The organism is uncultured Corynebacterium sp., assembly GCF_902782855.1.
GTDB lineage: Bacteria > Actinomycetota > Actinomycetes > Mycobacteriales > Mycobacteriaceae > Corynebacterium.
Window position 1 is genome coordinate 1 of record NZ_CACZOO010000197.1, and the last position, 4,351, is coordinate 4,351.

4 protein-coding genes are annotated in these 4,351 nt (G+C 68.9%); 1 reads left to right on the forward strand and 3 read right to left on the reverse strand.

Translation table 11 applies throughout. The features are described 5' to 3' along the window. A partial coding sequence (locus tag QZV72_RS08515) for a zinc-binding dehydrogenase (RefSeq protein ID WP_297007317.1) occupies positions 1-511 on the forward strand: 511 nt, incomplete at its 5' end. A gap of 26 nt (positions 512-537) precedes the next feature. Here QZV72_RS08515 and QZV72_RS08520 read toward each other — a convergent pair. Genes QZV72_RS08520 through QZV72_RS08530 form a run of 3 tightly spaced genes read right to left on the reverse strand, consistent with a single transcriptional unit; the run spans position 538 to position 4,289 of the window. Further along, entirely contained in the window at positions 538-2,220 is a 1,683-nt protein-coding gene (locus tag QZV72_RS08520) for an ABC-ATPase domain-containing protein (RefSeq protein WP_297007319.1), read from the reverse strand. 11 nt (positions 2,221-2,231) lie between these two features. Continuing rightward, the gene (locus QZV72_RS08525) at positions 2,232-3,320 is read right to left on the reverse strand and encodes an LLM class flavin-dependent oxidoreductase (RefSeq protein WP_297007321.1); all 1,089 of its coding nucleotides are present in this window, start codon (positions 3,318-3,320) and stop codon (positions 2,232-2,234) included. A gap of 45 nt (positions 3,321-3,365) precedes the next feature. Then, the gene (locus QZV72_RS08530; protein ID WP_367119096.1) at positions 3,366-4,289 is read right to left on the reverse strand and encodes a nitroreductase family protein; all 924 of its coding nucleotides are present in this window, start codon (positions 4,287-4,289) and stop codon (positions 3,366-3,368) included. Between the last annotated feature and the right edge of the window lie 62 nt (positions 4,290-4,351).

Below are 4,351 nucleotides of genomic sequence, written 5' to 3' on the forward strand. Positions count from 1 at the left end.
CGCCGCTGTCCTCAACGCCATGGGCGTCACAGTCGTCATGTCCGAACTGTCCCCGTTGCGCCGTCAGAAGGCCCTGGACTCCGGCGTCGCCGCCCACGCCTTCAACCCCGCCGAGGTCGATGTGGTGGAGGAGGTCAACAAGCTCACCGGTGGCGCCGGCGCGGATGTCGCCTTCGAGTGCACCTCCGTCCAGGTCGTCCTCGACACCCTGATGGACGCCGTGCGCCCGACCGGGGTCATCGTCGTCGTCTCCATCTGGGGCCGCAAGTCCGACTTCAACATGCACAAGCTGGTCATGAAGGAGATCGACCTGCGAGGCACCATCGGCTACGTCAACTCCCACCCGGACACCATCAGGCTCGTCGAGTCCGGGAAGATCGACCTCAAGCCGTTCATCACCGGCAGAATCGCCCTCGATGATCTCGTCGACGAGGGGTTCGGCACCCTCATCAACAACAATGAGACCGCCGTGAAGATCCTCGTCTCCCCGTCCGGTGCGGGCCTGGAGTAGCGGAAACGGGCCCGGGCCCCGAGCATTCAGCGCAGCCGGTTCACGGCGGCGGTGATCTCCTGGACCCTCGGCAGCGCGAGGTCGCCGGTGGGTCGGGGCAGTGTCTCCCAACCCTCGTCGCGGACACGGTCGCGCAGCGTGCGTGCCTTGTCCGCGAGCGTGCCGGGGGTCTTGTCGAGCATCGGCAGCAGTGCGGCGATGGCGCGGGTCTGTGAGGTGTCGACGAGCTGGACGCAGGCGGACAGGTCGATCTCCCCGTCGCCGTGACGGATCGTGTACCGGTCCCTGGCCTGCGGCGGCTTCCTCGTCGACCCCACCCGTGGCGTCCTGCCGCCGGGCATCGGGAAGGTCCCGACATCGGTGACCGGTTCCGCCAGGGCACGGGCCTGTGCGGTGGCATCGACCGGGTGGTAGGCGTCCAGCATGATGACGGTGTCCGCGACATCGAGGAAGGCCCCGGACCCGCCGGCGACGAGCACGGTCGAGACCCCGTGGTCGTGGCGGAGCCGGCGGACGCGGTCCACCAAGGGGGTGATCGGTTCTTTGCCCGCGGGTACGAGGACGCGCATCCGGGCGTCCCGGACGAGGAAGTTCGTCGCGGAGGTGTCCTCGTCGACAAGCAGACAGGACGCCCCGGCCTCGCAGGCCTCGACCAGCCCGGCGGCCTGGGAGGTCGAGCCGGAGGCGTCGGTGGTGGAGAAGTCACGGGTGCCCGTGGCCCGGGTTTTTCCCGGCAGGTCGCGGAGGAAGGCGGAGATGTCGACGCCGCGGACCGCCCGACCGTCCTCGGCACGCAGGGTCACGGCGTCGGCGACGGTCACGCAGAGCTCACGTCCGTCGCCGGGGATGTGGTCGTAGACGCACCGCTCCAGGGCCTTGAGGACCGTGGATTTGCCGTGGTAGCCACCACCGACGATGAGGGTGACGCCGGTAGGGACGCCGAGCCCGGTGACGGTCCGGCCTGACGGCAGGTCGATCGTCGTACGCAGACTGACCGGGGATCCGAAAGGCACGGCGTCTTCCATGGGGCGCTGCGAGTCGCCGGATGCCCGGGGCAGGACCGCGCCGTCGGCGAGAAATCCGACGAGCCCGAGCGCCGGGAGCCGGTCGCGGAGGAACTGCTGGTCACGCCAGGCGTCCACGTGATCGTGCAGTGGTGTGAGCAGCTCATTGGTGAGATCGAGCAGTGCGTCCCCGATGACGTCGGGCAGGACGCCGCAGAGCAGGTCGGCGGCGGCCCGGCCGTTGATCCGGCGGCCGTGCGCCGGCAGTGCGGCCTGCAACCGGACACGGAGCACGGCGCCGTCGTCGTCGCCGCCGTCGTGGCCGTGGCCGGGGCCGGGGTGCAGCGTGACGGCGCTGCGGTCGAGGATCTCCTGGCCGGGTACGTCGATACGCAGGTATCCGACCGACTTCCCGCCGCGTGGATTGCGTCGGCCGATGGCGTCCGTCAGGCGTCGGAGAAGGTGGTCGCGTACCGGGACCGGGGTGGTGAGCAGGTCTCCGGGGATACCGGTGTGACGTACCGGAAGGTCGACACACAGGGTGGAGGGCGGTGCGTAGGGGTCGGCCTGGATGCGCTCGAGGGTGAGCTCCAGGTCGTCGCGGGGATCACCGACAGAGAACCGGTGGCCGGTGAGTTTCCGGTAACCGCCGTACCCGGAACCGTCGAGGCCGGTGAGGACGCGGTCGAGTGGCTGTCCAGTCATGGACGCTGAGCCTACGCCGTGGGCGTCCACCCGAGCTTCGGGGCGAGAGACCCGGCGATGTCGGTGAGGATCTGGGCGTAGTCGTCGGGCCGGAAGTCGAAGGGGAGGGCGAAGGCGACCTCCTCGACGGCGCGGAACGCTGCGAGGTTGATGAGCTGTCCGGCGATCTCGTCGGAGCTGCCGATGAGGTCGGGGGCGGTGATCATCGTCCTCGGGCCGGACGCCCGGAGCCGGCCGACGCCGACCGCCTTCCGGTGGTCGACGTAGGCCCGGTAGCGGGCCTTCTGTTCGGTGGAGGCGTGGTCGGTGGGGATGACGACGAGCCCCTGGGAGACCCGGGGTGTCCCCCCGAGAACGGCGGTGTACCGCTCGCGGTAGAGGTCGATCTGGGCGCGCTGGTTGACGTCGAAGTCATCGCTGACCTCGGCGGAAATGACACTGGAAGTGAGGAGGTTGAGTCCGTTCTCCGCCGTCCACCGGGTCGAGGCGCGGGAGCCCGAACCGTACCAGAGCCGGTTGACCAGGCCGGGGGAGTGGGGTTGGACGACGTTGGCGTACGCCTCGGTGTTCCCGATAACGGGGAAGTCACCGACCTCGTCGCCCCGGATGTTCCCGATGAGCCGGGAGACGCGGCGTTTCGAGAAGTCCTCGTTCTCGGCGGTGTCCGGGTAGAGGGCGTCCTTCCATCCGTCGTAACGGAACGGGGTGCCGACGGAGACACCCGGATTCAGCCGACCTCCGGTGAGAAGGTCGACGGTGGCCATGTCTTCTGCCAGCCGCAGGGGGTTCTCGGGCCCCAGCGGGGTGACTGCGGTGCCGAGGGCGATGCGGCTGGTGCGCTGGGACGCGGCCGCGATGACTGTCAGCGGGGAGGTGATGCCGTACTGCATGTGGCGGTTGCGCAGCCATGCGCTGTCGAAGCCGAGGTCCTCACCGAGGCTGATCATGTCGAGGGTGGCGTTGATGCCGGTGCCGGGGTCGGCGGGGTCGAAGGTGCCGATGGTGAGGAATCCGAGCCGCCGCAGGGGGAGGCTCGGGTCGTCATCCGGCGTGAGGGCGGTGATAGCGGTGCTGTCCGGCCAGCTGGAGTTCTCGTTCATGAGCGTGAGTCTACGCCCAACTAGTTGACGTATCACCTTTTCTGGTCACTGCAGTGGAAACCCGGCCCGCTGCAGGATGCCGCGGAGGAACCGACGCCCGGACCTCCCGGCCGCATCCCCGCTCAACCGATTGAGGAGCTGGTGTGACCAGCGGGGATGCGCACCGTAGCGGGAATAGTAGGACGCCAGGGCGGCGTCGTAGCTCGCCAACCGCCCGGTGGTGGCCGCAGGATCACCGTCGGGGGCGCTGTAGCGGTCCTCATGGAGGAAAAGCTCCATAGGGAGCCGGGGTTTGACGCCGGCGTTCTCCGCCGGGTCGGCGTGTCCGAGTTCCAGGCCGAGGAAAGGCACGACGGTCTCCGGAATGCCGAGGGCGTCACGGACCTCGTCGATGTCATTGCGCAGAGACCCGAGGAACACGGTGCCGAGCCCGAGGGATGCTGCAGCCACCGCCGTATTCTGGGAAGCGATACCGATATCGGCTGCGGCGGCCATCGGTTCATCCGTGTACCGCAGTGCACCGAGATCGGTGGCGGGACGTCCGGTGACACCGTGGCCGGCTCCGGCGGGCGGGGGAGTGCCGTCGGCGACGGCCCGTTCCTCTTCCCGGTCCGCGAGAAAGCGGGCGAGAGAGAAGTCGATGAGCCAGACCAGGGTGACCGGCGCATCGACGACGTGTCTGGACATCTGTCCGCCGACCGCGGCGAGGCGTCGTCTGGTCTCCGGGTCGCGTACGGCGACGACCGAGACAATCTGCTTGTTGGACGAACTCGGAGCGGACTGTGCCGCGGCGATGATGGTGTGCAGCGTGTCATCATCGATATCCCCGGGGAGCCACTGTCGGACCGAGCGGTGCCGGAGCAGAAGATCCAGGACAGGGTTCCATGCCGGGGGAGTGAACGGGGCGCGACGGCCGTAGCGGCGGGCGAGCCGCTCGGCCGGTGTGGTTGGTCCGGGGCTGTCGGTCATGGTCACCATGGTGCCACAACTGTCCTGACCTGCTGGTTTGTGGGTGGTCGGTGGGGTGTGTA